At 69.2% G+C, this 6,956-nt stretch carries 8 protein-coding genes; 4 read left to right on the top strand and 4 right to left on the bottom strand.

All coding sequences use genetic code 11. The features are described from left to right. The first annotated feature begins 98 nt into the window (after nucleotides 1-98). Nucleotides 99-1,811 (top strand): thiamine pyrophosphate-binding protein, encoded by a 1,713-nt coding sequence (locus VFL64_RS20260; protein WP_489542192.1) that lies wholly within the window; start codon nucleotides 99-101, stop codon nucleotides 1,809-1,811. A gap of 1 nt (nucleotide 1,812) precedes the next feature. On the opposite strand, the gene sorU is transcribed toward VFL64_RS20260, so the two are convergent. Further along, a complete protein-coding gene (sorU, locus tag VFL64_RS20265; protein WP_489542193.1) occupies nucleotides 1,813-2,139 on the bottom strand; it encodes a SorU family sulfite dehydrogenase c-type cytochrome subunit in 327 nt (108 codons plus the stop codon). A gap of 29 nt (nucleotides 2,140-2,168) precedes the next feature. Further along, entirely contained in the window at nucleotides 2,169-3,365 is a 1,197-nt protein-coding gene (gene sorT / locus VFL64_RS20270; RefSeq protein WP_489542194.1) for a SorT family sulfite dehydrogenase catalytic subunit, read from the bottom strand. A 136-nt stretch (nucleotides 3,366-3,501) separates the two neighbouring features. Here sorT and rraA point away from each other — a divergent pair, with 136 nt between their 5' ends. Together rraA and pcp are read left to right on the top strand one after the other, a co-directional pair. Then, complete coding sequence (gene rraA, locus VFL64_RS20275; protein ID WP_489542195.1) at nucleotides 3,502-4,014, top strand: ribonuclease E activity regulator RraA; 513 nt, start codon at nucleotides 3,502-3,504, stop codon at nucleotides 4,012-4,014. Between the two features lie 10 nt (nucleotides 4,015-4,024). Beyond that, nucleotides 4,025-4,669, top strand: coding sequence for a pyroglutamyl-peptidase I (gene pcp / locus VFL64_RS20280; protein WP_489542196.1), 645 nt, complete (start codon nucleotides 4,025-4,027; stop codon nucleotides 4,667-4,669). 12 nt (nucleotides 4,670-4,681) lie between these two features. Here pcp and serB read toward each other — a convergent pair whose 3' ends face one another. Beyond that, the gene (gene serB, locus VFL64_RS20285) at nucleotides 4,682-5,386 is read right to left on the bottom strand and encodes a phosphoserine phosphatase SerB (protein WP_489542197.1); all 705 of its coding nucleotides are present in this window, start codon (nucleotides 5,384-5,386) and stop codon (nucleotides 4,682-4,684) included. Between the two features lie 266 nt (nucleotides 5,387-5,652). Between serB and VFL64_RS20290 the strand changes: the two genes are divergently transcribed. Further along, nucleotides 5,653-6,192, top strand: coding sequence for an energy transducer TonB (locus VFL64_RS20290; protein WP_489542198.1), 540 nt, complete (start codon nucleotides 5,653-5,655; stop codon nucleotides 6,190-6,192). 10 nt (nucleotides 6,193-6,202) lie between these two features. Here VFL64_RS20290 and VFL64_RS20295 read toward each other — a convergent pair. Next, nucleotides 6,203-6,956 (bottom strand): TRCF domain-containing protein (locus VFL64_RS20295; RefSeq protein ID WP_489542199.1); only part of this gene is annotated, 754 nt, incomplete at its 5' end.

Genomic DNA, 6,956 nt, shown 5'->3' on the forward strand with positions numbered 1-6,956 from the left:
CACGGCTTCATCGTCATGGGCGGGGTGCTCGACACCGCGCGCGAGGCGGTGGCCGATTGCTGCGCGGCGCTCACCGCGCGATTCGAAAAGGTCAGCGCATGAAATCCGATCTGAAGACGCGCCACGGCGGGAAGATCCTCGCCGACGCGCTCGCCGCGCAGGGCGTGAAGCTCGCCTTCGGCGTCCCCGGCGAAAGCTACCTGGCCGTGCTCGACGGCTTCCACCAGCACCGCGAGCAGATCCGCTTCATCGCCTGCCGGCAGGAAGGTGGTGCGGCCTTCATGGCGGAGGCCCAAGGCAAGCTGAGCGGCCGCCCCGGCGTGTGCTTCGTGACGCGCGGGCCGGGCGCCACCAACGCCAGCATCGGGGTGCACACCGCGTTCGAGGATTCGACGCCGATGATCCTCTTCATCGGCCAGGTCGCCAGCGACCAGCGCGACCGCGAGGCCTTCCAGGAGGTCGACTACCGCCAGATGTTCGGCCCCGGCACGTTGGGCTTCGCCAAGTGGGTGGGCGAGGTGCATGACGCCGACCGGCTGCCCGAGTACGTCTCGCGTGCCTTCCACACCGCGATGCAGGGCCGCCCCGGCCCGGTCGTGCTGGTGCTGCCGGAGGACATGCTCACCCGCCCGACCAGCGCCCCGGTGCTGCCACGCGCCGAGCCGGCGCATGCCTGGCCTGCACCCGGCGCCTTGCGCGAGGTGCGCAGCATGCTGCTGGCCGCGCAGCGCCCCTTCGTCATCGCCGGCGGCAGCGGCTGGGACGCCGCGGCCTGTGCCGCGTTGCAGCGCTTCGCCGAGAACTGGAAGCTGCCGGTGGGCTGCGCCTTCCGTTTCCAGGACACCTTCGACAACAACCACCCGCAGTACGCCGGCGACGTGGGCATCGCCATCAACCCCAAGCTCGCCGAGCGCATCCGGCAGGCCGACCTCGTGCTCGCCATCGGCCCACGCCTGGGTGAGATGACGACGAGCGGCTACACGCTGCTGCAGCCGCCGCGGCCGGTGCAGAAGCTCATCCACATCCACGCTGGGCCCGAGGAACTGGGTCGTGTGTACGCCGCCGACCTGCTGCTGCAGTCGTCGATGGCCAGTGCCGCCAAGGCGCTCGAAGGCCTCGCCGCACCGCCACAGCTGCCTTGGGGCGATTGGACGGAGCAGGCCCACGCCGACTACGAGACCAACCACGTGGCCCCCGCCGTGCAACCGCTCGACATGGCGGTGGTCATCAAGACCATCCAGCGCCTCGCGCCGGCTGACACCGTCTACACCAACGGCGCCGGCAACTACGCCGGCTGGCTGCACCGCTACTGTCGCTATGCCGGCCTGCAGCACCACGGCCGCACCCAGCTGGCGCCGACCTCGGGCGCCATGGGCTACGGCGTGCCGGCGGCGGTGGCGGCCTCGCTGCTGTACCCGCAGCGCACCGTGGTCAACATCGCCGGCGACGGCGACTTCCTGATGACGGGGCAGGAGCTCGCCACCGCCACCGGCTACGGCGCCACCCGCCTCATCAGCGTGGTGGTCGACAACGGCACCTACGGCACCATCCGCATGCACCAGGAGCGCGAGTTCCCCGGCCGGGTGAGCGGCAGCGATCTCTTCAACCCCGACTTCGCGGCGCTCGCGCGGGCCTACGGCTGGCAGGCCTTCACGCTGTCGCGCACCGAGGAATTCGAGCCCGCCTTCGCGCAGGCACTGGCTGCGGCGAAGCCCGCGTTGCTGCACCTGAAGCTCGACGCTGACGTGAGCACGAGCCGCAGCACCCTCGCGGCCATCCGCCAGGCGGCGCTGGCGCGCAAGACGAGCTGATTCAGCGCGGTGGTGCGCTCGCCTGCGCCACGTAGCGGGCCAGCAGCGCGATCTGCTGCTCGGTCAGCTTGTCGCGAAAGGGCGGCATCACGCCCAGGCCGGTTCGCAGGACATTGGCCACCCGCGCCTCGTCGGGTTGCAGTTCGTCGAGCACCGGGCCCACCGCGCCTTCCGCGCCGGCATCGCGCAGGGTGTGGCACACCGCGCAGCTCGGTTGCGTGCCGCTGTTGAAGAGCTTGCGGCCCGCTTCGCGCTCGGCCTCGCCCGCCGCTTGGGCGGCGAAGCCTACGCACCACAGTGCTGCGCCCAGCAAGAGATAACGCCGCAAGAGATGACGCGGCAAAAGATGATGAGCACTCACGCGACGGTGACGCTGACCGCGTGGTCGGCCCAGCTGTTGTTGTTGTAGCCCTGGGTGTTCTCTTCGCGCTCCTGCGGCTGCACGTTGCCGGCAGCATCGGTGGCGCGGCTGGCCAGCACATGGGTGCCGGCCGGCAGGTTGGCCTGCAGCACGAACTGGCGCCACGCGAAGGGGCCGAGATCGGGGCCGATCAGCTTGGCGGTGCGCCAGGTCTTGCCGCCGTCCACCGACACCTCGACGCGCTTGATGGGCCCCGAGCCACTGAAGGCCACCCCGAGGATCTGCGTGGTGCCTGCCGCGACCGGCCCGCCATCGGCATTCGGCGAGTTGACCCACGACTTCACGTTCATGCGCAACACCGAGGCCTGCGACGGGTCGGGCTTCTGCCCCGGCGGCGTCATGCGGTAGCCGTGCGACATGATCTTGGCGCTGCTTTCGGTCGTGCCGAGGGCGATGCGCTTCACGTACTTGATGTTGTTGACGCCCTGGAAGCCCGGTACCACCAGCCGCAACGGGCCGCCGTGCGCCAGCGTGAGCGGTGCACCGTTCATCTCCCAGGCCAGGATCGCGTCATTCAGTGCCGTGATCGGCACCGAGCGCTCCACCACCACGCTCAGCGGGTCCACACCATCGGGCAGCTTCTCGCCACCGGTGCCGGTGATGTAGAGCGCGCCTGCAGGCACACCGCCCAGCGCGTCGACCACCGAACGCAGCGGCACGCCGCTCCAGAGCACGCAGCCGGCCGCGCCCACCTTCCACGGCGTGCCGCTGGGTTTGCTCGGGAAGAAGCCGCGCCCGTTGCCACTGCATTGCAGCACCGTGGCCACCGTGGTCACGTCGATGGACTTGAGCTGGCCCAGCGTCAGAGTGGCCGGCGTGGCGAGACCTTCGAAGCTGACCTGCCACGCGTCGCGGTTGGCGACGAGGTTGTCGGCCGGGGCCGGCAGGTTGTTCCGCACGAAGAGGCGCTCTGCAGGGGTGATCACGCTCGACCCCATCGCGCTGCGCTTGGTCTCGATGGTGCCGGCGCTGTGGACGATCAGGTTGTCGGCATCCTTCCAGGCCACGTAGGGCGGCAGTGCTTTCGCCTGAGCGCCGGCGGAGCCAGGCAGGCCGGCAAGTGGCACCGCTGCCAGGGCGCCAGCCGTGCCGGCAAGCAGTTGACGGCGACGAAGTGGGTGCGCGATGGTCATGGAAATCTCCCGTGGATGGTTGTGATGGTGGGCGCAAGCATGGCCCCGCCAGGCAGCCGGGCGCATCGGGTCGAATCCGGAGTGTCAGATGGCAAACTCGGGGCATCGCATCTGTCATGAGAAGGTAGCCACTCCGATGACCACGACCCCAGCTGCTGTCGACTTCGCCACCTGCGACTTGTGCGACGTCCACAAGAACAGCACCGATGGCAGCTTCCGCGTGCTGCCGCCGGCGTTCCACGACTTCGGCAAGCGCCGCAAGTTCTCCGGCCGCGTGACCACCGTGAAGTGCTTCGAGGACAACTCGCTGGTCAAGGCCGCGCTCGACACGCCGGGTGAAGGCCGCGTGCTGGTGGTCGACGGCGGCGCCTCGCTGCGGCGCGCGCTGGTCGGCGGCAACCTCGGCGCAGCGGGCGCGAAGAACGGCTGGGCCGGCATCGTGGTCGATGGTTGCGTGCGCGACAGCGCCGAGCTGGCCGCCTGCGACCTGGGCATCCGCGCGCTCGCCCTCATGCCCCTGCCCACCGAGAAGCGCAACGAGGGCCAGCGCGACGTGGCGGTGCAGATCCAGGGCGTGTGGGTGCGGCCCGGCGACTGGCTGTATGCCGATGAAGACGGCATCGTGGTGATGCCCTCGCAGGCCACCTGACGCGACGGCCATGGCGGCGCACAGCCTGAGTTCTCCCACCGTGCTGCTCACGGGCTTCGATGCCTTCGGCGGTGCCACGCTCAACCCGAGCTGGCTGGGTGCGCAGGCCTTGCACGGGCGGCAGATCGCCGGGCACCGCGTGCTGTCGGTCCAGTTGCCCACGGTGTTCGGTGCGTCCTTGCGTGCGCTGCAGGCCTCGCTGGTGGCGCACCGCCCGTCGCTCGTGGTCTGCCTCGGCCTGGCCAGCGGGCGCAGCGCGCTCTCGCTGGAGCGGGTGGCCATCAACATCAACGACGCGAGCCTGGCCGACAACCAGGGCGCGCGGCCGGTCGACACGCCGGTGGTGCTGCAAGGCCCGACCGCCTACTTCAGCAGCCTGCCGGTGAAGGCCATGCTGCAGGCGCTGCAGCGGCACGGCGTGCCTGCCGAGCTGTCGCAGACGGCTGGCACCTTCGTCTGCAACCACGTCTTCTACGGCCTGATGTACGCCTTGGCCACGCAGCCCTTGCTCCAGGGCACCCGCGGCGGCTTCGTGCACGTGCCCGACCTGTCGGTTCTGCCTCTGCCCGAGCTGGTGGGCGCGCTGCACCTGCTGCTGGAGACGGCGCTCACCACTGGCATTGACGCCCGCTTCGCAGCGGGTGCCGTCCACTGACCTGCGAACTGATCAGCGAACGACTTCGAGCAGGCGGTCGAGCCCGCCTTCATTGATCGCCACCATGGCCTGCTCGCGCACCTTGGGCTTGGCGTGGTAGGCCACCGAGAGACCGGCTTCGCCCATCATCGGCAGGTCATTGGCACCGTCGCCCATGGCGATGGCCTGCTTGGGCGAGATGCCGAGTTGCGCGCAGGTGGAGAGCAGCATCTTGCGTTTCTCTTCGCCGTCGCAGATGTCGCCCCAGGGCTGATCGACCATGCGGCCGGTGAGCACGCCGTTCTCGGCTTCGAGCACATTGCTGCGGGTGAAGTCGATGCCCAGGCGGTCACGCACGTGGTCGGTGAAGTAGGTGAAGCCGCCCGAGACCAGCAGCACCTTCATGCCGGCGCCCTTGCAGGCCTGCACCAGCTCGGTTGCGCCGGGGTTGAGGCGCAGGCGCTCGTTCAACACCTTCTGCATCGCACTCACCGGCACGCCCTTGAGCAGGGCGACGCGGCGGCGCAGGCTTTCCTTGTAGTCGGCGATCTCGCCGCGCATCGCGGCCTCGGTGATGGCGGCCACCTCGGCCTTGCGGCCGGCGGCATCGGCGATCTCATCGACGCACTCGATGTTGATCAGCGTCGAATCCATGTCGAAGGCGATGAGTTTGAAGTCGCTCAGCGAAAGCGGCGGGGTGATGTGCCGGATCACGAGACCCGGGAGCGAAGACGTCATGAGAAAGGGCGGGGGAGTGTGACAAAAGTGCGATTGTCCCGCATGACGCCCTTGCGTTCGGGCATGCGGCTTGCGAAGCTCCGCACCGTTTCTATCGAAACGAGAACCATTGCCCACAAGGCCGACGATTCATGCGCTTCTCCCGCCTTCACCTTGCCTTCGCACTGTGTGCCCTTGCCCAGGCACTGCCCGGTTCAGCCCAGACCCCCACGGCGCCCCGCGATCCCGGTGCGGCCAGCCGCGCTGCCCGAGACGCCGACAACCCCATGCGCATGATCATCGAGGCCAGCAAGCTCAAGGTTCGCATCAAGCCCGATGCCGCGCCTGAAGCCGTAGCGGCACCTGCAGAGAAGCGCACCGTGCCGGCGCTGCCTGCGGCGGTCGCGGCTCCCAAGCCCGTGGTTGCCAGGACCAGCGCGCCTGTCACCGCACCTGCTGCTGCGCCGCAAGTCGCGGAGGAGCCTCGGGCCGAGGTGGCCACTGCTTCGCCGGCAGCGCCTGTGGCCGAGAAGGTCGTCGAGGCGCCTGCCGCCGCGCAGGCCTTGCCCCTGCTGCCTTTGAAGCTCACCCAGCTTGTCGAGCCGTCGCTCCCCGGCTCGGTGCTGCGCCGCATGCGAGACGACATCGAGGTGGTGGTCGGCTTCACCGTCAATGCCGACGGCACGGTGTCGGACGTGGCGGTCCGCTCCAGCCCCCTGAAGTCGGTCGATAGCGCCGTCGTCGAGGCCGTGGCCCAGTGGCGCTATGAGCCGATCCGCGAGCCGCGCACGCACGCGGTGCAGCTGGTGCTGCGCGCCAACCCCTGATCGAAGGTGCTCAGGCCTCGGCCTTGGGCGCGCCCAGCGAGCGCAGCACGTCGCGCACCAGCTGGGCGCGGTCCTTCGCCTCCGGCGTCTGGCGCTCGATGCGCAGCTTGTCGTTGCCGGCCAGCTTGATGTGGCGGTTCTTCTGCACCAGCTCGATGATGCGCATCGCATCCACCGGCGGGTTGGGGCGGAAGCTGATCACCATCAGCGCCGGCGCGGCATCGATCTTGATCACGCCATAGGGCTTGGCCAGCACGCGCAGGCGGTGCACGTCGAAGAGCGTCTGGCCCTGCGCGGGCAGCTTGCCGAAGCGGTCGGTGATCTCTTCCAGCATGGCGTCGATCTGCTCGGGCTTGTCGGCCGTGGCCAGGCGCTTGTAGAGATTCAGGCGCGTGTGCACATCACCGCAATAGTCATCCGGCAGCAGGGCGGGTGCGTGCAGGTTGATCTCGGTCGTCACGCTCAGCGGTGACAGCAGGTCGGGCTCCTTGCCGGCTTTCAGCGAGCGCACGGCTTCGCTCAGCATCTCGTTGTAGAGCTGGAAGCCCACTTCCATCATGTTGCCGCTCTGGTTCTCGCCCAGCACCTCGCCCGCGCCACGGATCTCCAGGTCGTGCATGGCGAGGTAAAAGCCCGAGCCCAGTTCTTCCATGTTCTGGATGGCTTCGAGCCGCTGCGCGGCCTGCTTGGTGAGGCCTTCGACGTCCGGCACCAGCAGGTAGGCGTAGGCCTGGTGGTGCGAGCGGCCGACGCGCCCGCGCAGC

It is taken from the genome of Rhizobacter sp., from assembly GCF_035702065.1.
Lineage (GTDB): Bacteria > Pseudomonadota > Gammaproteobacteria > Burkholderiales > Burkholderiaceae_C > Rhizobacter.